Source organism: Treponema sp. OMZ 305, assembly GCF_024181325.1.
In the GTDB taxonomy this organism is placed as follows: domain Bacteria; phylum Spirochaetota; class Spirochaetia; order Treponematales; family Treponemataceae; genus Treponema.
This window is the reverse complement of sequence record NZ_CP051300.1, coordinates 353,494-373,579: the sequence shown is the minus strand read 5'-3', so window position 1 is coordinate 373,579 and position 20,086 is coordinate 353,494. Positions and strand designations below refer to the sequence as shown.

The 20,086-nt window shown below is 48.1% G+C and carries 22 protein-coding genes; 7 read left to right on the top strand and 15 right to left on the bottom strand.

What is annotated here, in order from left to right; translation table 11 throughout:
* Positions 1–25: 25 nt before the first annotated feature.
* The gene (locus ABK01_RS01740; RefSeq protein WP_253676010.1) at positions 26–673 is read right to left on the bottom strand and encodes a YoaK family protein; all 648 of its coding nucleotides are present in this window, start codon (positions 671–673) and stop codon (positions 26–28) included.
* Positions 674–814: 141 nt separating this feature from the next.
* Between ABK01_RS01740 and ABK01_RS01735 the strand changes: the two genes are divergently transcribed.
* From ABK01_RS01735 to ABK01_RS01720, 4 genes are read left to right on the top strand one after another with little or no spacing between them, the layout of a single operon-like run.
* Positions 815–1,702 (top strand): ABC transporter ATP-binding protein, encoded by an 888-nt coding sequence (locus ABK01_RS01735; protein ID WP_253676008.1) that lies wholly within the window; start codon positions 815–817, stop codon positions 1,700–1,702.
* Positions 1,699–2,433 (top strand): ABC transporter permease, encoded by a 735-nt coding sequence (locus ABK01_RS01730; protein WP_253676007.1) that lies wholly within the window; start codon positions 1,699–1,701, stop codon positions 2,431–2,433. The genes ABK01_RS01735 and ABK01_RS01730 overlap by 4 nt, the downstream gene beginning before the upstream one ends.
* Complete coding sequence (locus ABK01_RS01725) at positions 2,430–3,998, top strand: Gldg family protein (RefSeq protein ID WP_253676005.1); 1,569 nt, start codon at positions 2,430–2,432, stop codon at positions 3,996–3,998. Before ABK01_RS01730 ends, ABK01_RS01725 begins: the two co-directional genes overlap by 4 nt.
* Complete coding sequence (locus tag ABK01_RS01720; RefSeq protein WP_253676003.1) at positions 3,995–4,885, top strand: DUF4340 domain-containing protein; 891 nt, start codon at positions 3,995–3,997, stop codon at positions 4,883–4,885. The genes ABK01_RS01725 and ABK01_RS01720 overlap by 4 nt, the downstream gene beginning before the upstream one ends.
* Positions 4,886–4,935: 50 nt before the next feature.
* On the opposite strand, the gene ABK01_RS01715 is transcribed toward ABK01_RS01720, so the two are convergent.
* The 14 genes from ABK01_RS01715 to rsmI form a co-directional block, all read right to left on the bottom strand.
* Complete coding sequence (locus ABK01_RS01715; protein WP_253676001.1) at positions 4,936–7,215, bottom strand: AAA family ATPase; 2,280 nt, start codon at positions 7,213–7,215, stop codon at positions 4,936–4,938.
* Complete coding sequence (locus ABK01_RS01710) at positions 7,208–8,230, bottom strand: hypothetical protein (protein ID WP_253675999.1); 1,023 nt, start codon at positions 8,228–8,230, stop codon at positions 7,208–7,210. The genes ABK01_RS01715 and ABK01_RS01710 overlap by 8 nt, the downstream gene beginning before the upstream one ends.
* Before the next feature lie 15 nt (positions 8,231–8,245).
* A complete protein-coding gene (locus tag ABK01_RS01705; protein ID WP_253675998.1) occupies positions 8,246–8,869 on the bottom strand; it encodes a TP0733 family outer membrane beta-barrel protein in 624 nt (207 codons plus the stop codon).
* Positions 8,870–9,006: 137 nt separating this feature from the next.
* On the bottom strand, positions 9,007–9,570 hold the full coding sequence (locus tag ABK01_RS01700; RefSeq protein ID WP_253675997.1) for a hypothetical protein: 564 nt from the start codon (positions 9,568–9,570) through the stop codon (positions 9,007–9,009).
* An 11-nt stretch (positions 9,571–9,581) separates the two neighbouring features.
* Positions 9,582–10,178 (bottom strand): hypothetical protein, encoded by a 597-nt coding sequence (locus tag ABK01_RS01695; protein WP_253675996.1) that lies wholly within the window; start codon positions 10,176–10,178, stop codon positions 9,582–9,584.
* A 2-nt stretch (positions 10,179–10,180) separates the two neighbouring features.
* On the bottom strand, positions 10,181–10,648 hold the full coding sequence (locus ABK01_RS01690; protein WP_253675995.1) for a hypothetical protein: 468 nt from the start codon (positions 10,646–10,648) through the stop codon (positions 10,181–10,183).
* A complete protein-coding gene (locus ABK01_RS01685) occupies positions 10,645–11,667 on the bottom strand; it encodes an RnfABCDGE type electron transport complex subunit D (RefSeq protein ID WP_253675994.1) in 1,023 nt (340 codons plus the stop codon). The genes ABK01_RS01690 and ABK01_RS01685 overlap by 4 nt, the downstream gene beginning before the upstream one ends.
* Complete coding sequence (locus ABK01_RS01680; RefSeq protein WP_253675993.1) at positions 11,657–12,934, bottom strand: 4Fe-4S dicluster domain-containing protein; 1,278 nt, start codon at positions 12,932–12,934, stop codon at positions 11,657–11,659. The genes ABK01_RS01685 and ABK01_RS01680 overlap by 11 nt, the downstream gene beginning before the upstream one ends.
* Positions 12,931–14,388 (bottom strand): hypothetical protein, encoded by a 1,458-nt coding sequence (locus ABK01_RS01675; RefSeq protein ID WP_253675992.1) that lies wholly within the window; start codon positions 14,386–14,388, stop codon positions 12,931–12,933. The genes ABK01_RS01680 and ABK01_RS01675 overlap by 4 nt, the downstream gene beginning before the upstream one ends.
* 3 nt (positions 14,389–14,391) lie before the next feature.
* Entirely contained in the window at positions 14,392–14,877 is a 486-nt protein-coding gene (locus ABK01_RS01670; RefSeq protein WP_212565799.1) for a divergent PAP2 family protein, read from the bottom strand.
* Between the two features lie 34 nt (positions 14,878–14,911).
* Positions 14,912–15,826, bottom strand: coding sequence for a TrmH family RNA methyltransferase (locus ABK01_RS01665; protein ID WP_212565798.1), 915 nt, complete (start codon positions 15,824–15,826; stop codon positions 14,912–14,914).
* Between the two features lie 3 nt (positions 15,827–15,829).
* A complete protein-coding gene (locus tag ABK01_RS01660) occupies positions 15,830–16,978 on the bottom strand; it encodes an iron-containing alcohol dehydrogenase (RefSeq protein WP_212565797.1) in 1,149 nt (382 codons plus the stop codon).
* A gap of 104 nt (positions 16,979–17,082) precedes the next feature.
* A complete protein-coding gene (locus ABK01_RS01655) occupies positions 17,083–17,367 on the bottom strand; it encodes a flagellar biosynthesis anti-sigma factor FlgM (protein ID WP_212565796.1) in 285 nt (94 codons plus the stop codon).
* Positions 17,368–17,414: 47 nt separating this feature from the next.
* On the bottom strand, positions 17,415–18,089 hold the full coding sequence (gene rsmI, locus ABK01_RS01650; protein WP_212565795.1) for a 16S rRNA (cytidine(1402)-2'-O)-methyltransferase: 675 nt from the start codon (positions 18,087–18,089) through the stop codon (positions 17,415–17,417).
* A 61-nt stretch (positions 18,090–18,150) separates the two neighbouring features.
* Here rsmI and ABK01_RS01645 point away from each other — a divergent pair, with 61 nt between their 5' ends.
* From ABK01_RS01645 to yqeB, 3 genes are read left to right on the top strand one after another with little or no spacing between them, the layout of a single operon-like run.
* Positions 18,151–18,564 carry a hypothetical protein gene (locus ABK01_RS01645; RefSeq protein ID WP_212565794.1) on the top strand — a complete coding sequence of 138 codons (414 nt, stop codon included), beginning with the start codon at positions 18,151–18,153 and terminating at the stop codon, positions 18,562–18,564.
* The gene (gene yqeC, locus ABK01_RS01640) at positions 18,549–19,316 is read left to right on the top strand and encodes a selenium cofactor biosynthesis protein YqeC (protein WP_230974533.1); all 768 of its coding nucleotides are present in this window, start codon (positions 18,549–18,551) and stop codon (positions 19,314–19,316) included. Before ABK01_RS01645 ends, yqeC begins: the two co-directional genes overlap by 16 nt.
* Positions 19,198–20,076: a selenium-dependent molybdenum cofactor biosynthesis protein YqeB gene (gene yqeB / locus ABK01_RS01635; RefSeq protein ID WP_230974651.1), complete on the top strand. Its 879-nt coding sequence runs from the start codon at positions 19,198–19,200 to the stop codon at positions 20,074–20,076. Before yqeC ends, yqeB begins: the two co-directional genes overlap by 119 nt.
* Positions 20,077–20,086 lie beyond the last annotated feature (10 nt).

Below are 20,086 nucleotides of genomic sequence, written 5' to 3'. Positions count from 1 at the left end.
TCTAAAATCTCCCACCGCATTATACTTAGGTTATAGATTTTCCAAGAAAGGCAAAATAAAATATCGCAGTAAAAAAATAGAGAAATGCACTGACGTAAAAACCGGAAGAAGACGGTGTAAATGCGGAAGCTGCCGCACCGGCGGCAAAATATATGATACCGGACAGATAGTGTACACTGCGTAGCAGCTCTTGCCGTTTTCCACGAATGACTTTTCCCATCGCGAGTCCCGCATCCGTTAAATAGCCGCTAAAATGCGAGGTGCGTATCAATATGCCATTATATGGAATGAACATGCCGTTTTGTATGCCGAGTACCATACATGTTATTGACAGGACAATACGTAGTGACGGCCTTATAACGGCGATCGCGAAAAACACTGTTGAGAAAACCAATAAAAGAATACCGTAGCGTTTTGAGAATGTGCAATCACTTTTATGAAAAAGCATACCGGAGATACATGCTCCGATATAAAAAGAAAGAATAAGCAATAAAAAGGCGGCTGCCTCTGCAACAGCTCCTTTGGAAAGAGTAAGCGCTACACGAGTAATAGTACCGGTGTGATGGCTGACCGCCGTACCGGCTGTAATAAAAAATACACCGTTCAGAAATCCTGCGATAAAAGTTAGCAGATGTATTAATATCGTTAGAATAAGATTGTGTCTTTTGTTCACTCAAATACTATAATCTGATTTTGATAAAAAAGCTACGTGATTTATTCGTACGGGGATTTAATACCTGCTGTTTTTCAGCTACACTCTGCGTCGGGGTTTGTTGATTATCCGAAAAGTGATATAGTACCGGCAGAGGCGACAGTGATTATCCTTGAAGTACAGGACATCTGTAAATATTACGGCACAGGAAAGAAGCGGCAAACCGGCTGCGAACACATCAGTTTTACCGCTGAATCCGGCGGCATCTACTCCCTGCTCGGATTAAATGGGGCAGGGAAAAGTACGGTATTGAACAGCATCAGCGGGTACCGCCTGCCCTCTTCCGGAGACGTATCGATTTGCGGATATTCCATTTTGAACGAACCGATCGAGGCTAAGCGGAATATCGGGATTTTGTATGAGCAAAATCCGCTCTACGATTCGATGACGGTGCGGGAGTTCTTACTCTTTACGCTGCAAATGCGTGGCTTCGGTAATGCCGTGCAACAAGACCTGCTTGACGAGGCGGTTGAGTTTACCGATCTGCAAGAGGTATACGCCAAACGGATTAAAGAGTTGTCGAAAGGGTATCGGCAGCGGGTAGGTCTTGCGCAAGCGATTATCCATCACCCCCGACTCGTCCTCTTGGACGAACCCGCATCCGGCCTTGATCCGTTCCAGCTGAAAGACTTTGAAAAAAAGATACTCGCGCTATCCACATATGCCGCGGTCATCCTATGTACCCATCAGCTTGAACTTGCCGGACGGATATGCTCACAGCATATTCTGCTCCACAAGGGACGGCAGATTGCCGGAGGAACACGGGCGGAACTTGCCGAGCGTTTATGCGAGGACTTCGGCATTGAAGAAGATGCTTCTTCCGATACGCTTTTGTTCAAAACCTTTGAACAGTACGCCGGAGTTACCACCCGCGAGTTTCGTGAATCTGCCGCTTCCGAATCCGCGGGACGGAAGCGCTCATATTCGGAAACGCCATCATCTGCGGTAGGCGCCAGACAATCGGAAGCCGGTACGCGGGGACGGCGATGAATCAATTCCCGGCGTTTAAGGCGCTTTTTAACAAGGAACTGCATACGCTCATATACAGCCCCGCACTGTATGCGGCAGCACTCGTGCTTTACCTCGGAGCGGCGCTCCCGTTTGTGGGTTCAGGGTACTGGTTTTCGGCGGGGCTGTCGGACTTCCGCTCCTTTTTCCTCAATCTGCCGTTCCTGTTTTGTATTGTCATTCCCCTGCTCGCGATGAATAGCTGGGCTGATGAAAAAAAGCACGGCACCGACCGCCTCCTTGCCGCCTATCCGGTGGATAAACGCCTGCTTGCCGCGGCAAAATATGCAGCCCTTCTCGTCTGTTTTGCAGGAGCCGCCACGCTCACAATGGTGATTCCGCTTTCGGTTATTCCGCTTGTCTATTTTGACTTTTTTCCGTTTTTTCTTTCGTATTGTGCCGTCCTCTTTTTCGGCGCAGCCTTTACCGCATGGTCGCTCGCACTGTCAAATATTTCTGCGCACACCGCCGTCAGCTTTTTGCTTAGCTTTTTTACCGGTATCTTTTTTACCGCAAGCCACGTGCTTGCTCAAGTGTTGCCGCTCCCGTCAGTCATTGTAAAAATACTGCGCTATTGCTCTTTTACGCTTCATTTTGAATCGGCTGCACGCGGTATTTTCGACACCCGTGATTTCTTCTTTTATATATTGCTCATCGTTGCGGCGCAGGGGCTTTCGGTCTTTTTACTGTACGTTCAGGAGGAAAGCCGATGAAAACAAAACCGATAAACATAAAGATGCGCAGCGTAAAAGAGTACCGTATTCAGGCCATGCTATTGGGCGCCATCGTAGTAACGGCGGCTCTGTTCTCACAGCGGCTCTATGCCCGGCTTGATATGACAAGGCAGTGCACCTATTCGCTTTCAGCCTATACCCGATCGATACTGAACAGTCTTGAAGGCTCGGTAACAATCACGTGGTTCCGCTCGTATAATATTGACGGGTATCTGCCGTCGCTGCAATATGTTGAAGACATCCTCGCAGAATATCAGCATACAGCGGACGGGCGCTGTCTCGTGCGATACAAGGATACGGAGGAGCTTTCCCCGCAGCAGCTGAATCAGCTCGGTATTGTCGCTCGGCAAATTGAGCGGAACAGCAACAATACGCAGGTACTGCAAAACCTCTACTCGGGACTGCTCTGCGAGTACCGCGGGGAGAGCAGGGTAATTCCGTTTCTCTCCGATATCTACACCCTTGAGGCTGATATTGCGCGTTTCATTACCGAGATGAATCAAGACGCGCAGGGCAGAAAACTCGACCGCTCCGTCTATGTTGCGCTTCCCGAAGGCAGCACAGAAAACGGTGCAGCGGGCAATTATAAATATGTGTTGCCGTGGCTTGAGTATGCGGGTTTTGTACCGATTACGTTGACGAAGCCTTATCCTGAACTGCACCCTGAAATTCCGCTATTGGTAATCGGCTCTTCCTATTTTGATGCGGATATGCTGACGGCTGTTGATACCTTCATTAACAGGCACGGTTCCGCCGTCTTTTTTGTATCCGCAAACACCGTGGATATCGGCGGCAGTTGGGGGGCAACCCCCAAAAACGATGACGGCCTGCTTGAACTACTCGCCCGATCCGGTTTTGCAGTGCAGGCTAATCTTGTGATGGATCCCGTAAACTTCCGCATGACATTACCGGCCGCCGACGGCTCTCGGTACGAGCACATCAACTACCCGTTTTGGGTTCAGGTGTTCCGACAGGAGGCGGAAGCGATTCCTCCGCTGCTATCTGCGGCAAAGCCCGTGCAGTTTTTCTGGCCGTCGGAGGTTGTTTGTACCGCCGCGCGGGGAAAGACGCCGCTTTCGCTCTTTGTTTCAAGCAACAGGTCGGCGCTGCAACAGCCGCCATATAACACCGACCCACACGGAACTCAGCTCGCCGCAGCAGCAAACGGCGAACACGCGGCCTATCCGCTTGCAGCCTTCAGCGAGCGGGGCGTCAATGAGGTGAGCGGTATCAGCGGTGCAGATAATGCGCGGCTCTTGGTGGTTGCGGATGAGTATTGCGTGAGTTCCGCCGTAGAATACACAAATTCCGATGCAAATTTGGACTTTATGGTGAATACCGTGTACTGGATTGCGCGGCAGGATGCGCTTTTACAGCTGAAAAACAAACAGCCGGCAGTTTTACCCTTCCGCTATTTTGAAAGCGATGCGGCGTTTAACCGCATTATCGCCGCCGCCCGTATCTTTAACCTTGTGCTGATACCCCTGCTGATTATCGGTGCAGGAGCCCTGCTGTACATCCTCCGCCGGAGGAACCGCGCATGAAAAAAGAGACAAAGGTTCTGTTTATCATCCTCTGCGTGCTGCTCTGCTGCTATGCGCTGAGCTTTTTACACCGGTCTTCCCGGGCGGGCGTCTTTTCGAGCAGCTTGATGCATGAACAGGATATCCGCGAGGTTGCGGAAATCCGGTTTTCTATTCCGACAAGGGCTGAACCGGTAGAGATGGGCGAAATGACACTGATTAAAGACGGCGCCCGCTTTTATCTCCACACCGGAAACGGCAGCTATCCGGTCAGGCAGGAAATTATCGACCGCTTTTTTTCGCTGCTCGGAGCCGACCGCTCCTTTCTCCCCATATCGGCACGTCCTCAGGATTATCCCGATTACCAAATCGATGACGGACACGCTTCGCGTATTGTCTTTGTGCGGAAGGATAAAACCGTTCTTTCTGAGCTCTTTTTCGGGATGACCGATGCAGCCGGTGCCGGGCGGTATGTGCGGACGGGAACAAGCGTCAAGGTGTTTTTAATCGATAATGCGTTTGAATCTTTTTTAACGGTCGCCGCTCCGTTCTGGCTCGACTTACAGATATATGCGGCGCTTTTCCGCGGCACGGGTATCCAAGGCTTGGAGTACGGAAATCACAGCGTAATCAGGACGGAAGCAAACAGCGATGCGTTCCGCGCATTGGAAAGCTTTTTAGAGAAATTCTCCTGTATCGATATATACAGCGCGCCGGCATTGCAAAGTCCGCAGACCGCATGGGTACGCCTCACGCTCGGCGACGGCACGGAGTTGCGTTTTTCGTTTACCCCCCTGCAAAGCGGCGACTACGTATTTTTCGACAGCCGCAGCTCGAATGCCTACCTTATCAGCGGGTATACCTGCGAACAGCTGCTCCGGCATATCGATGCGATATGTAATTCGTAATAAGAATAGAAACTAAGGATTGGGTAAAACGCCGTTATGGTGGAGTTCCTCTAAAGGGAAATGCTCATGTATACGACGGTGCGGGTATACACGGCAGGTTTTCTACACCGCTGTTCCAGCTGCTGAATGATTTTTTCGAGCGTTCCTTTTTCCGAACCAAAAGCGATGCGGATTGCCGTGCCGTATTCGGATTCAGCTGAGAACCAACGGTCGAGTTCCGCCTGCGTTACCAGCCGCTTTTCCTGATAGTCTACTTTTTTCAGCAGCTGTATGCGATAGCCTGCTTTTTCGGCGATGTCTGCAACGGTGTTCTCCGTCCATGCAGTACGTGTATTTCGGCTGTCGGAAAAAAATGCTGCTTCGGCAGCCGAAAAACGATTTACGGATTCGTCAGTTGGGAGCAGTACCGACAGCCTGAGTCCCTGCTGCGGAAGCGCGAATGCAAAAATGATACGCGCACCGTCGGTATGCTCTTGCGCGATACGGGAAAAGAAAGCAGTAAAACCGTCCGCACTCGCAGCGGGGTTATACGAAAGCACGGCATCAAACGCCAGATCGGGAAAAAGCGCGTTGCTTTTCTCTCGTACATGTACCATACTATCTAAAGTTCCCGTATTCTCTGGCGTAGAGGATGGTTTTTCATTAAGTCGGATGGCGGCCGGTGTACTTTCACTTTGTTGCCGCGTATAGATTGGAATAATGGTCATAATCGGACGGTTTAAAAATTCAAAGGTTTCCGCGTACCGCTGTGCGGATTGCAAGGCTTCTTGGTGTTCAAAGATTCCTGCGGTACATCCATTCAAGGTGATACGGGTACTCGGCCACAGTAAAAGCCCCCCGTCAGCCCTGTACACCAACACGCGGTCATCGGCGGACAGATTTGCTAACTTGATAAGGGTGTCCCGTATCTGCTCCAGTATTTCAGCGCTGCTGCCTTCCGTCCGCGCCTGCCAGTCCTCAACCGTAAAGGCATCCTTCTTTCCCTCGGCAGCCTCATATATGGCAGCCAGCTGGGTTTCCCGTTTTGCCAGCACCTTATTCCGTATCTTTTCTTCGTAGCCGGTGTATCCGGGTGTGTAAAATACCCTGCCGACCAGTTCATCGGGTAAGTACTGCTGCGCAATCCAGTGGTCACGGTAGGCATGAGGATACAGGTACCCTTCTCCGTGTCCGAGCGATTCTCCATCACGGTTAGCGTCTTTCAGGTGATTCGGAACCTCGGTTTGTTCCCTTTCTACCGCCTTGAGAGCATCAAAGAAACCGAGCGAGCTATTCGATTTAGGGCATGTCGCAAGATACAGAGCCGCATGGGTGAGATGGTACCTGCCCTCCGGCAAACCGATACGGTCAAAGGCTGCCGCCGCACTTGTAACAACGGTCAGCGCGTGAGGATCGGCAAGTCCGATATCCTCGCAAGCGGAAATAAGCATACGCCGAAAGATAAAGTGAGGAGACTCCCCTGCCCGCACCATTCGGGCAAGCCAGTAAAGAGTAGCATCGGGATCGCTCCCCCGGATGGATTTTATAAAAGCACTGATGATATCGTAGTGGTAATCGCCGTCCTTATCATAGAGTACCGCCTTTTGCTGGATACTTTCCTCAGCGGCTTGCATATCGATGATGATTTCCATACCGGCAGACGGCGGCCAGTGCTCGGTAGAGGTTTCAACGGCTAACTCAAGCGCATTTAAGAGACTGCGCGCATCTCCTGCGGCGGTTTCGATGAGGTGTTCCAATGCGCCTTCGGTAAAAGAAACCTTCCACTTTCCATAGCCTCGCTCCGTATCCTGCAAACACCGTTCCACCGTCCGGTACAGATCGGCATCGGTGAGTGCCTTGAGCTGAAATACCCGACTGCGGCTCACTAAGGCTTTATTCACTTCAAAAAAAGGATTTTCGGTTGTCGCACCGATAAAAATAACGGTTCCGTTTTCTACCCACGGCAGCAAAGCATCCTGTTGGGCGCGGTTCCATCGGTGTACTTCATCGACAAAAAGAATAGTCGGTTTCCCGTAGAGGTTTTTATATTGCTCCGCCGATGCAATCGCATCGCGTATCTGCTGCACGCCTGCAAGCACGGCATTTAAACTTAAAAAATTACTTTTGGTATGATTGGCAATAACTTGAGCAAGGGTTGTTTTTCCCGTCCCCGGCGGCCCGAAAAAGATAACGGACGAAAGCCTGTCCGCTTGGATCGCTCTTCTTAAAAGCCTCCCTTTTCCGACAATGTGTTCCTGACCGATATACTCGTCAAGACTGCGGGGGCGCATTCGTGCAGCAAGCGGAAGCCGTTCCGCCGCCGCTGCTGTCTCGAATAAATCTTTACTCACGGTTCCATTCTATTCGCTCCGGCTTATAGAGTCCCCACAAGCCGGTATATTTCGCGTTGGGATCGTTTACACCGACATAGACGATATAACCGGTATCGGTATCAAACGCCTTGATGAGATTGATCGTATATTTTCCGACGCTGTTATTATATTGATGAATATTCGCAGGCGGGACAGAAGAATCTGTAGAACCCGCTTGAATCGATTGCGCACCGGTAAGATCAGCGCCTGCGAGTTTAATTTCTCCAAAGCCCTTTATACCGCTGATCAGCACTAACTGCTTGCTCGGCAAATAGGTAATACTTTGCGGGGCACTTACCTTATGTTTGGTGTCTGTCCAAGCACTGCCGTCGTAACAGTACAGCTTGCTATTGTCAAAAACGAAGACAGAACTTGAGGGGCCTTCACAAATACCTTTTAATCCCGATGAAGGACAACCGGCTACCTTTGCACCCGTTTTATCGTAAAGACCGTCTTCCAACAAGCAGTATTCACGTGCTGCGCCTACCGGAAATTTTCCGTTTGACCATGTGCTTGATACCGCACCATTCTCAATGGTACTTATCGTATAGGTTGTTGTCTTTCCGCTCTCTTCTGATTTAATTGCAAACACAATATTCGTTCCAATAACAGACTGCGCTGTCACTCCGGACACCTTACTCCAAGATGAAGCGGTCGTGTCATACTTATGAATCGTAAAGGTATCGCCTTGCCCGAATGCGGCATAGAGAAGCTTATTGGTGTCGTCGGCGGCAAGCCCCGTACAAAGACCCGAGGGGCACCCGCTCATCTCCGACCATTTTCCTCTGTTTCCCTTTGCCTTGTAATATATTTTTCCGTTTGAAGCATATAACGTATTGCTAATCTCAACTATTCCGCGGATTAATCCTTTAACGGAAGCAGGATTGAGTTTTACCTCCTGCTCTATCGCAGCGAATATCGGAGAGTTTTTACATGTTGATAAACCAATTATGACAGAAATTACAAAAGCGACTGCAAAAATTCTTTTCTTCATAGATGTCATCCTTTTTTAGAAGTGATACCGGGCGGCAAAACCGATATTTAAGAAATTGCCCGTACGATTAAAGCTTTTGTCTTTATACCATTGCGGAACAATATCCCATGATAATTCGCCGCCGAACGACCATTCAGGAGAATACTGATAGAAAACGCCCGCCTGCGGTCTAAAGAACAGGCTGAAATACCGTGTACCGTTATAAGACTGAAAATCACCGCCGATCCCGAAAGTGAGTGGAATACGGAATTTGTCGATTGCAAAGGTATATCCTGAATTGATTGTAAAGGGGATTGCAAAATAGAGATTGCTGCCGCGTGTTAAGTGAAATGTAAAAGCAATATCGCCGCCGATCGAGACCCCTTTCGTCAGATAGTGAGTATAACCGAGGAAGATACTGCCGCCCGGATAGATATTAGTTTTAATCGCAAACTTATTCGGCGAGGTATTAAAAAGCGGTATACCCAGCTGTAAACCCATACGGATAAACTGGTCGCCCTTCCGAATCGGTTCATAGACATAAGCGGTGATAGGGGCTTGCGCAGACGGGGTTTCCGGTTCTTGAGTTTCGGTAGTTTCTTGCGCAAAGGTATTCCATATCAAAACAGAAAAAAAGAAAAATAACCAACAACGTTTCATAAAGGAATTCAACTCCATCTCATTTTAAGGGATTGGGTCGCTCTAAAAACTTAGATATGGATTTTTAGAGGTTCCCGATAAAACAATATCAAACTTGTCTTGTAAGGCGCTGTTAAACAATCACTCTATACTATAAGTTACAGAAGCGCCGGCGTTAACCAAGCGATGTCCCATGCATAGAGCGCTAACGCAATCAGCCCCATACTAATCAGTAATAGCGGTGCATTTTTCCATTGAGCGCTCACATTGCTTTCCTCAACTCTCCGTTTGACGGCACAGAGAATAAACGACCAGACAAGCATACTTGCCAAAGCGCTAAGCACAATGGCAATCAATTCGATATAGGTGAAAGCTTGATAGAGGGCAAAGATAACAGTACCGCCGGAAAACAAACGCTCCCGTATCAGTCGGCTTTCCGTACGTTTTAAAAGTATTCGATATAAGACCAAATCGCACAGATACACAATTATCAATGCAACAACCGGTGTTATACTGACGATATCGAGCGGTAATAAAAGAGAGAATTCAAGCAGCCAGCTGAGCGACGCAGCAATAAGCATTATCGCGCCGTCCCGTAAAATAAACGAAATAATCACACGGGTTGAACGCGCATTCATCGAAAGGCGCTCCAAGCCGATACCATGCAAAAAAATTAATGAAGCAGGGAAAGTATAAAAAAAGATTAAGGATGCAATAAACATACGGCGTCTCCCTATAGCCGACTTCGATATGATTCATCGGTTTGAAACGGTAAAAGTTCACCCTTATGAAAACTGCGGAAAAGCCAGAGTGCGATGCCGAACATCATAAGAACACCGGCGCTGCTCCCCAAAAATGTAAGCGGCAAAGAAAACGGGATAAGTGTAATGCTGAATAAGCCGGAGCGGATAGGTAAAGAAACCGTACCGAACACAACAAGTTCCCTCAATATCGAAACAGCTGCTAAGAGAATTGAATAGAGTATCGGCATTTCAAACGGATATTGGCTTGAATCATACATACCGATACTGATAATCAGTATATACGAAAATCCAACCATATAGATGTATCTTTCAAGGCTAATTGCCATAACAGGAAAAATCACCCCTACGATTTGTGCATATAATGCTGCCGCAAGAATAATATCAAGATAGAGTACAATATGAGAAAACTTATCAATTTTAAAATAATTGATAAACATCTTGCTTACGATTCCGACTGCCAAAAGGAACCAAAATTCTGCAATAAAGATCAGGCCTTCAGCAAAATGGGCTGCGAGGGGGATGATCGGACATAAACCTAAAAAAAAGACGACCGATTTATTGACCATAACTATCTCTCCTGCTTCTTCATCAATATGTCAATTCTATTTCGGTACATTGCAATGGTTGACGGCGTTATCCCGTAACGCTCTGCCTGCACCGGAAGAGCATCAATCCCTGCAAGTCCGCAGAAGACGCAACCGATTGAGCGTTCATAAAAAAAGACTGCAGGATAAACACCGTACTTACCGGTTAGAGGAAGCATAAATACAAACGCTTCGCGTCCGGAGTATGAGGCGGATAATACGGCTTTGAACGGCAAACCGGATAAACCTGTATTATCAAGCCATCTAACAGTTATTTGCCGCCCTTTAAAACCCGGATATGCACGGCAAAGCTTTTCTGCAGCGGCGGTCAGATAGCGGGTATCCGCCTTTCTCCGTAGATACGACAGCCCGAAAAATGAGGCTAAGAATACAAGCAAAATTCCGGCAAGCGCGGCATATTTTTTTAAAAGGTGTTTTGCAGCATCGGTCATAATGCACCTCGTCGTCTTTTATAAAAATATGCTTCCAGCCACTCGATGAGGGGTGTGAGGCAATCGGCAAATAAGACGGCAAAAGGGATACCGGCCGGTATAGCGCCGGGACCGGCAATACAAAACGCGAAAATACCGGTCAGTATGCCGGTGATAAACCTCCCTTCCCATGAGCGGGGAATGGAGCCGCTGTCGTTCATGACAAAAAAGGCCGAAAAAAGAGCACCGCTCGTCAATATCGCCGATAATATATCACCCTTCCCATAAGCGTTTGCTTGTCCTACGGACGGAAATAGATATACCAGCAGCCCATAAATGAGCAAAAATGTAAAAGGCAGCGTTTTATGAATCGTTTTTACTGACAGCAGTACGATTGAAGAACATAATGTTAAGAGATTATACCGGAACGCCGGTACCGTTGATGGATAATGAAGAAACAGTCCGATATACCCTTCCGGCAGCGTTACATCAACTCCATGCAGAAATGTCGAATTAAACATCGAAGTTATATATTGATCTGCCGGTGTCTGCAACAGACCGGAGCCTTCCAGCGCTGCAAAAACGCTACCGCCGGAGATTATCCGATCAAGAGCGACCGGTTGTACAAAGCAATCGGGCTTGCACACTGCAGCAATGCAGGCAGCAAGCATAACCGGATTAATCCATGAGGAACCTTTTCCACCGAAAACACCCCAGCTGAAAAAATAACTCATAAACGCGATTAAAAAGCTAAAAACAAAACCGCCATTAACCGGCAGAAAAAAACCTATCAATAAGCCGGTTACGAACGCATGGATATCAAAGCGGATTCTACCTTGCAGATACCCGATAAGAAAAGACACAAGCGTTGCAGCCGCTCCGGCAGTTATGATCAGAAAGATGCTTGCAAAATCGTGCATAATCCCCATAGCAATAAGCTGAAGCGATAAAAGACTTAATACCAGAATTGCCGTATTCCGCGCATTCATACCGGTATAGACGTAGGGGGCAGGAGAAAGTATGGTACGGTTATACGGCATAACTATCTCCTCTCTCTGCTGCCGATTTGATAATCGCGCTTAACGGAATACGCACCGGACATACTGCCGAACAACAGGCACAGCCGCTGCATAACGCAATAGAGCGCAGCGTTTCGGCAGTGTACCGATTTCTTTGAATCCGACTTACCGTATTTATCGGGTCGATATATGCGGGGCAGCTCCGCAGGCATTGTCCGCAATGGGTGCATTCGTCCAGTTGTTGTTGAATATCAATATCGGTACCGACCGCGTGGATCGATTTAATCCCCTTACCGGCGGGTAAGTCTAAACTGTCAACCAATGTTCCACGCAATAAGCCATTCAGAATGATATGCGTATTTTTGCTTTTAAAGCCGCCGCATTCTTCTATGAGGTGGCCGATCGGTGTACCGATGCGTACTTTAATAACCGTGGCGTGTTCCAATGTCTTGCCGGTAAGGAGTAAGTACGTTGTCAGCATCGGTTGATTATGCTGCACCGATTCATAAACCGACAAAGCAGTCAAAGCGTCGATCACAACAGCATCTTTTTCGGCTGAACGGGTATGGGCATTTCCTGCAGGATAGGTTTGCGGAACGGTGAGATGCGCAAGATCGCGGTCGGAAATAACGGTTCCGATCGTATCAAAAAGGGCACGGTCTTTTTTTTCCATACCTGTTTCAACGATAATTTTCGCAGCCCCTGCCGCATGAGCAATAATATCAATTCCTTCTGCGACTTCGCGGATAAACCGGCGGGCTAAAAAAGAATCCAGCATACAGGTAGGGTCTTTATCGTAAAGCATAACGGTAAGCGTTTTTATACCTTGCTTTACAGCCATCCTGATCTCTTCTGCAAGAGAAACCGTTTCTCCTGAAGTATTAACTAAACCGGCAAGGTCGATGAAGTGAAGAAGCCCTGTTTGATCGCTTTGTTTCCACAGATACGGAGTGCGTCGTTTACCCAGTATGCTGAAGCCACCCCCTGTTTTGATATGAAGTCCGCGGAATGAATGACCATTTGGAAGCTGCGCGTCAACAATTCCCGACACAATGCCGGGAACCGAGGCATGGACGTGCGCCGATAAGCTGTTACCTGCGCGAGCGACCATCTGTCCCTCATTCACAAAATCTCCGACGGAGACTAAGGGAAGGCTACTCGTTTGTGTTTTTGATGCAAGCGGTACCAGCGTATATTGCGGCAGAAAAGCATTTCCTTCGAATTGGGGATCCAAGCGGATATATTTTGCTTGCTGTTGTCCCCGTTTAAATCGTATAAATTCCATCATCGTATTTTGCTCATTATAATCAGAACACAGGGAAATAACAACGTGCCGAGGATAATAAAAAATGCAATAACAGGACTCAGTGTGGATACATATAAAAGACGATAGGCTGCAGCGGAAAAACCGGCTTGAGCTATCAGCATCTTCTCTAACGGGAGCAGCGCCAGTCGCTCGTTTCTTAATGCACGGAGAATAAACACCGTATCGAAGGAATATATAACCCTTTCGTCACGATGCAGCTTTCCATCTGAATCCTCATGATAGGAATCAAAGTATATCCGCATATTCGGGGTAAGCGGCGGTAACGGTTCATGAACATTGAGATAAGGTAAAGCCGCCGTATACCAATAATCTTCTATATAGTTACTTAAATCGGGGAGATAATCCTGCGGCCGCGATGCCTGCACGGTAAAAAAACCTGAATCGGTAAACGGAATCGGCGACCGTGAAACCGGCTGCGGCACGTTCAGTTTAGCGGCAGCAGGGCTTAAACGGTTTGTTGATAATACAAGCGGGATAACTGCGGAAACAAATAGCAAGGCGCCGGCCAGTATGGTTGCATTGATGGCATATCGAGTATTCCAAAACTGTGCCCATGATTGCGGATGCATCGCAAACAGCTTTAACGAAGGATGTTGGCGGTATCGCTCCAGATACGTTTCTCTTATCTGCAAAAAGCTGTGCACTGAAAAGAGCATACCTGCCGATAACAGCAACGCCAACAAGAAAAAGCAAAGGGGAACGATGCCATCGATGACCGCAGTCAACAGCGGAGCCGCAGGAAGAACGAGCATAAACCTGTTATGCTTAATCCGTTCTTTAAGCTGCTTCCATGGGATTGCCAGTTCATTTTCCAGCGCCTCAAGCCAGTATGCAGCGGTTAATATGCTTAAAAGAGCAGTCGCGGATGATAAACTGCTTTTAACGCAGAATGCATAGCAGACAAAGCTGAACGCAGCGGCAAAAAACAGCAGTTTTTTACGGGAATTGGCAATGCAGTAGGCAAACAGAATAAGCGCAAGAAGTCCTTGTATCGGACTATATGGAATAGCGGCTTCAAGAAAAAAATGCGCTCGTTTACCGTAGAGTGAAAAATAGAACGAAAGGTATTTAAAAATCGAAGTATACGGAAGATAAAGATATTGGTATCCGCCGTCATCATCGCGGAACCATCGAGTATAGCGTTCGGTATCGGTAAACGGAAAGCGTTCATGCCGACCGGTTCCTAGTAATGAAAAGCGGCTCGAAACGGAAAACTCCGATGCGGTACCCGAGATGCCGACTTCCTCTGCAGCAGAGATATAGGGTTCAATATCATCCGAGCAGGGAACCGCTGCTATCCGATATCCGTCCCATGTAGGAGCATAAAAACGGAGAGGAAAGATGATAAAAAGCAAGAGGATTCCGGTTGCGATGAACGCCGACAAGAAATATAAAAAACCGTTCAGCCGCTTCATGGGTTATACTGTATAATAGAGTGAAAAATAACTTCCGATTACAACACCGAGAATCATACCGGCAAAAACTTCAACAGGGGTATGGCCTTGAACTTCTTTGACAGGCTTAAAAGATGTATTCATTATTTCGGCCATTTTTGCGCCTACTTCGTTTAACATTTTTGCTTGAAGTCCACTTGAGCGGCGAACTCCCATTGCGTCCCTAATAACAATCATCGCAGAAAAAATAGAAAAAATAAATAAATCCGAAGAAACGCCCTGTTTAAAACCGATTGTAGTCGAGAGAGCCGTCACAAGAGCAGAGTGGCTTGAGGGCATACCACCCGTGCGCCATACCAATAAGTCGAAAAAGACCGGCAGAGAATGTACTGATGATCCGCAAAATCCGATGAATGTTTTGATAAATTGACTCAAAAGCCAGCTTGTAATGGCTGCTAAAAAAATCGGGTTTTGGGCTACAATCTTAACTTGTGTAAAAAAAACCTGCATCTTGTGGACAGTTTTGTACAATTAACAGCTTTTGTCAAGCACTGTCTTTTAAAGAAGCCGTCCAGTATTGCATGAGGATGCCGAATGCGACTGCGACATTGAGCGAGGCTTTGATGCCCTTCATTGGAATGCTGACAATACCGGCGGAAACGCTTTTGAGAGCTTCCGCGCTGAGTCCCAGTTCTTCGGAGCCGAGCAGTACAACACCTTGCTTGGGGAAAGAAAAAGAGGTAATCGGAGTGCCGCCTGTTTCAAGCGCAAAGACGGGAAGGTCGGCAGGCAGAGCTTCAAGCGGACAATACTCCCACGGCAAAAAGCGGATGCACCCCATCGCCGAGCGCTGCGCACGAGGTTGTTCCGGCGAAACGCAGTCCTCCGACAGCAGTAATTTCTCTGCGCCGAAAGCCTCCGCGGTACGAAATATGGAGCCGAGGTTAAAGGGTGCACGGATATCTTCGGCATACACATAGACCCCCGGATAAAACGGGCGCGGTACAGGAAGTGCCGGAGGGGGCGCGTCAGTCTGTGTTTCAGTGTATGGCAGTGACACATTCAGCGCAGCAATATCGTGCTTTGGTATGGCGGTACCGTAGCGCAGCCCCGGAGCGATTAAATCCCATTCGGAAGGCTGTACGTCGCTTTGCCGGTACAGCGCATGACGCAGCGTATTAAACAGTACACGGTAATCTCCGGCGGTCAGCGTTTCCGCGTGTAAGGCGGACGTATACGTTTTAACGGCAGTGGTAATAACAGGATCGGAAGGATAGATTGACGCAAGGTGCGCGCAAAGCCCTTCAACGTAAAATGAATCGCAAGAAAGCAGAACAGCTGAATACGGTAAATCCGGCGAAACGACAACGCATTCAACTTCAAGTATCTCAAGAATTTTGATAATCTTACGTATCTTTTGGGTATTAGGAAGCCGGATAAGCTTAAAAAGCTCAATCATGCGTTAATACGCTTGTTTAAGCAGCTCAAACACATCATCGCTCCGCATCGGCTTGGGGATATAGTTCATAAAACTCAGCGAAACGGTATCTTCGGAAATAGCAACCAGCTGCTCAATAGATAAACCGATATCCTTCAAACGAGTGGGCAGATTAGCTTGAGCCAAACGGCGGCGGATTTCTTCGATAGCATCCTTTGCGACGTACAGCGGATCGACACCGCGCGTATCAACATTCAGCATCCGTCCGATTTTTAGGAGTTTGTCGAGATTCGATGTTTGCGCATTCGTAAGGATATACGGTAAAAGGATTGTTCCGACTACCGAGCTGGAAATATTATAGCGGCTTGCACAGGCGAGTGCGATGGCGCTCCCTAATCCCGGGCTGGAAAAAGAAATACCGATAGCAGTTAAACAGGCCGCTTCTGCAATAACCGTTTCGCGGGAAGCGCCGGTAGAACGTCCGTGCTGCGGATCAAGCGACAACAAAAAGCGGTCGATTGCTTTCCCTAAAATCGTTTCCGACAAAAAGTTTGTTTTTGAAGAGGTATAGCCTTCAAACGCAATGCCGACGCCTTGAAGAATAGTTGCCGTCGTTGCATTTGGTGCAAGATTTGAATAGCAAGCGGTATCGAATACGCAGAGCTTACAGAGATCCTTCCGCACTTTTAATAAATGAATTTTTCGTGAACGAGCGTCAACAATCGGACTGAACGGTGTAAAAGTGAACGGTTCGCGGCAAGTAGCGGGAACTTCAATGAACGGAAGCGGTTCTGCCGCACAAGGCTTCCCTTCGATAAAATCATAGATGGAACCGCTTTCATTGTATAACGAGGCAACGGCACGACCAACTGCGACCGGTCCCATACCGCCTGAGGCAATAACGGCATCGACAAAGACTCCGCGGGCAAGACTTAATGCGTTTTCAATGATATCCGAGTCGGCGGAACGTTTTACGCCGTCAAATACAAGAACGGATATATCCCTTTCTTCCAATGCGTCAATAATTTTTTTTGCAATACCGGTTTCGTGCAGCAACGGATCAACAATAAATAAGAATTTTTTTCCAAATTGAACGGCTTCCGCACCTATTTTTGCTATGGAGTAACTTCCGAGGATAATATTTGATGTAAGCTTAAAGGTAAAATTAGACATACTCGTATTCCGCCTTTATTTCAGGTTTTTTAGAAGAAAATATATGAGCGATTAAAACTGCGTTGAAACGACACAATACCATTTGATTGTGCCGCTGCACGCTTTTAGAGACCGTAATCGTCTAATATCTTGTCAGCAACGAGTTCCAAGAGAGCATTATTTATATATGAAGGATCCGCGAACTTTTTCTTTACCTCGGCAACCTTATCTTCACGAATATCAGGTGCATTTCTCACCGCTTCCAATGCGATATTTGCATCTGATAATACCCGCGCTTCATTTGAAACGGAAACGGCATCCGTTTTACCGAATACTTCAGTCCTTTGCGTCCGTTGAATAGGTTGTACAGGTTTTACAGGCTCAATTCCGTTTAGTCTATCAATTGTCATGTTTTTTCCGCCTTCCATAGCTTTTATCGGCATTTTTATCGAAAAAATTAAGCCTTTCCGGATACAAAAACCGAAAACTCGCCTTTTATCGATTGCCGCTCCTGTAATGTATGTAAAATATCCGATACCTCACCGGATAAAATTTCTTCATGCAGTTTGGTCAACTCACGGCCGACAACAACCAGCCTCTTGCTATCAATATCGGCAATATCTTGTAACAGCTTGATAATTCTGAACGGAGATTCGTAGAGTACGAAGCCCGTGTGCATATCAAAAAGTTCCTGCAGCCGCCGTTTTCTCCGCCCTTGTTTAGGGGATAAAAAACCTTCAAAAAGCACCGACGAGTCGCACGTTCCTGCAATGCTGACCATAACCGCAAATGCGGAAGCGCCCGGGATGGGTACAATAGGATACCCTGCCTCACGCACCAGCTTAACGAGAATGGCTCCGGGGTCGCTCAAGGCCGGAGTTCCTGCATCGCTCGCATACGCGACATTCTTGCCGTCAGCCAATAGACCGATAATTTTCTGCGCGGCATCCGCTTCATTCTGCGAACGGCACGAAATAAGCGGCTTCCGTATCTCAAAATGAGTTAAAAGCCCCAACGTGTGCCGTGTATCTTCGCAGGCAATATAGTCAGCCGTTTTGAAAATTTCCAATGCCCGTACTGTAATATCGCCTAAATTTCCAATTGGTGTTCCGACTACATATAACGATGCCACTATAAAAGTATACTGTGTTTTATAGGTTGCCGCAAGTCCATGAATCGTGTATCTTATTGGTATGGGTACGTTTCTTTCGCCGCTTTCATGGTTCATATTGGTATTTATCGGTATATTATTAATGGGTGTCGCTTATTTTTTATTTACTTTCAAAAGTAGAAAAACAGGAGATGCAGAATATTTACCGAAAGGAAAACCGGGCGCGCCCGGCGTCTGCCCTATTTGCTGTACCGTATTAAAGAAAGGGGAACAGCTAAAAACAAAGGTTTATCCATCGGAAGGAACCGACCGATTATGTTCAATCTATGGATGTCCTCACTGTTATCCGATGATAGAACCCGACGCAGATCGTTTTTGTCCCGTGTGTAAAGCCCCCGTTCCAACCGATTCATACCTCATTGCACGGCTATTTGACCGTAGTAAAACGGATAAGCACGTCCGTATCCTCGGATGTAAAGTATGTCGGCACGCATAAACCGACGATGCCGTATCCGCAATTTTAATCGCAAAAGTATATGCCCCCTTACGAAAAAACTCCATATCTGCCGCGGCGATGTCGTATCTTTTATCGGGAGCGGCGGAAAAACCACATCCATAATTACCACTGCAAATGAACTCGCAGCGCGGGGATTACACGTCGCGGTAACGACTACGACAAAGATGGGGATACGCGAAAAGGAGCGGCTTGATTCCGCCGTGTCCTTTTTCGGTATGGAGACGGGAGAAAAGCTGAGCGCACCGCCGTTAGAAGTAATCGATAGTCTCTGTGATAATTACGATGTAGTTCTAATTGAAGCGGACGGCAGTAAACGGCGGGCGGTCAAGGGGTGGAACGATACCGAACCCGTCATCCACCCCCGTACCACAAAGACGGTTGGGCTTATTTCGACGCGGACGCTCGGCAAGCCGGTGAATGAAACGTGGGTACACCGAACGGAACGATTTTTGAACATTACTTCCGCAAAGATGAATAGACCGCTGCGACTTACCCATATTATGCAAGCGGTTTTTCACCCAAACGGTCTTTTTTTGAAGGCGCGCGGTACTTGTTTTGTACTCTGTATTGCGCCGAGGAGCGAACATGAAGCAATCCGCACCGCTTATTATCGTGCGCGGGGCAGGAGATTTGGCCAGCGGGGTACTGGCAGCAATCCATACCTCAGGTTTTCGTGTCCTTGCACTGGAAACCGAAAACCCTTCCGCCATCCGCCGTACCGTTGCGTTTAGTGAGGCTGTTAGGCTTGGACATTGCACAATAGAAGGAATCGAAGCGCGCCTGATTGCAAAAGAGCATGCCGCAGGGATTCTGTCTGCAAAGGACAGTGAAGCAGGTACTCGATCCGGTACGGAATCGATTGCGGTCGGAACCGGCGCTGCTGTCGGCTCCAAAGCAAACCGGTCAAGCTTTATCCCCATTGCGGTTGACCCTACGGGAGAGTTGATCAGTGTATTGCAGCCTGCCGCCGTTGTGGATGCCATCATCGCAAAGAAAAATTACGGAACGCGCCTCGATATGGCGCCGTTGGTCATTGCGCTGGGACCGGGCTTTACCGCCGAAAGGGACGCACACATCGTTATCGAAACTATGCGCGGGCATAATTTAGGACGGCTCATTTATCAAGGAACGGCGCTCCCCAATACCGGCGTTCCGGGGCTGGTCGGCGGAGAAAGCGCCTTGAGGGTTATCCATGCACCGGCGGCAGGCACGCTGCGTGTTATACATGATATCGGCGACTCGGTTACCCGCGGCGAAACTATTGCCCGCATCATACGCGCGGACGGCAGCGTTACTGATGTTGCCGCTTCGCTTAATGGGATAATCCGAGGCATGCTGCCCGACAGGTTTACCGTCCGCAGCGGACTCAAAATGGCGGATATAGACCCGCGCCTTACCGAATTGAACAACTGCTTTACCATTTCCGACAAGGCGCGCGCACTCGGCGGGGCAGTATTGACGGCGCTGCTTTCCCGCGGTATTGTGCCATAAGACGAATGTC

Excerpts from the sequence above, each read along its gene's own strand:
- ABK01_RS01705 (WP_253675998.1), bottom strand. The coding sequence starts at position 8,869 with ATGAAACGTTGTTGGTTATTTTTCTTTTTTTCTGTTTTGATATGGAAT.
- ABK01_RS01690 (WP_253675995.1), bottom strand. The coding sequence starts at position 10,648 with ATGACCGATGCTGCAAAACACCTTTTAAAAAAATATGCCGCGCTTGCC.
- ABK01_RS01680 (WP_253675993.1), bottom strand. The coding sequence starts at position 12,934 with ATGATGGAATTTATACGATTTAAACGGGGACAACAGCAAGCAAAATAT.
- ABK01_RS01670 (WP_212565799.1), bottom strand. The coding sequence starts at position 14,877 with ATGCAGGTTTTTTTTACACAAGTTAAGATTGTAGCCCAAAACCCGATT.
- ABK01_RS01665 (WP_212565798.1), bottom strand. The coding sequence starts at position 15,826 with ATGATTGAGCTTTTTAAGCTTATCCGGCTTCCTAATACCCAAAAGATA.
- ABK01_RS01710 (WP_253675999.1), bottom strand. The coding sequence starts at position 8,230 with ATGAAGAAAAGAATTTTTGCAGTCGCTTTTGTAATTTCTGTCATAATT.
- ABK01_RS01675 (WP_253675992.1), bottom strand. The coding sequence starts at position 14,388 with ATGAAGCGGCTGAACGGTTTTTTATATTTCTTGTCGGCGTTCATCGCA.
- ABK01_RS01655 (WP_212565796.1), bottom strand. The coding sequence starts at position 17,367 with ATGACAATTGATAGACTAAACGGAATTGAGCCTGTAAAACCTGTACAA.
- ABK01_RS01720 (WP_253676003.1), top strand. The coding sequence starts at position 3,995 with ATGAAAAAAGAGACAAAGGTTCTGTTTATCATCCTCTGCGTGCTGCTC.
- ABK01_RS01730 (WP_253676007.1), top strand. The coding sequence starts at position 1,699 with ATGAATCAATTCCCGGCGTTTAAGGCGCTTTTTAACAAGGAACTGCAT.
- ABK01_RS01660 (WP_212565797.1), bottom strand. The coding sequence starts at position 16,978 with ATGTCTAATTTTACCTTTAAGCTTACATCAAATATTATCCTCGGAAGT.
- ABK01_RS01700 (WP_253675997.1), bottom strand. The coding sequence starts at position 9,570 with ATGTTTATTGCATCCTTAATCTTTTTTTATACTTTCCCTGCTTCATTA.
- ABK01_RS01645 (WP_212565794.1), top strand. The coding sequence starts at position 18,151 with ATGGGTACGTTTCTTTCGCCGCTTTCATGGTTCATATTGGTATTTATC.
- yqeC (WP_230974533.1), top strand. The coding sequence starts at position 18,549 with ATGTCGGCACGCATAAACCGACGATGCCGTATCCGCAATTTTAATCGC.
- ABK01_RS01695 (WP_253675996.1), bottom strand. The coding sequence starts at position 10,178 with ATGGTCAATAAATCGGTCGTCTTTTTTTTAGGTTTATGTCCGATCATC.
- ABK01_RS01685 (WP_253675994.1), bottom strand. The coding sequence starts at position 11,667 with ATGCCGTATAACCGTACCATACTTTCTCCTGCCCCCTACGTCTATACC.
- ABK01_RS01725 (WP_253676005.1), top strand. The coding sequence starts at position 2,430 with ATGAAAACAAAACCGATAAACATAAAGATGCGCAGCGTAAAAGAGTAC.